This is a genomic window from Nocardia sp. TBRC8007, from assembly GCF_056629435.1.
The window spans coordinates 1-251 of sequence record NZ_JBWSOR010000224.1; the positions used below are offsets into that span (position 1 = coordinate 1).

General features: G+C 68.5%; 1 protein-coding gene. It reads right to left on the bottom strand.

The features are described from left to right. Positions 1 to 251, bottom strand: a 251-nt coding sequence (locus ACX4ZE_RS23410; RefSeq protein ID WP_480275633.1) for a condensation domain-containing protein, incomplete at both ends; no start/stop codon positions are given.

Consider the following 251-nt stretch of genomic DNA (forward strand, 5'->3'; position numbering starts at 1 on the left):
GGCAGCCCGGCCAGCTCGGTCCGCCAATACGCCAGCTGCCGCGACAGCACGCTGTCGGGATCGGTCGCCTCGCCCAACAGTTGCCGCTGCCATAACGTGTAGTCCACATACTGCACCGGCAACGGCGCCCACCCCGGCTCCCGATCGTGTGTGCGCGCGGTGTAGGCGGTCGCCAGATCCCGCGACAACGGCGCCAGCGACCCTCCGTCCCCGGCGATGTGATGCACCACCAGCATCAGCACGTACTCGTT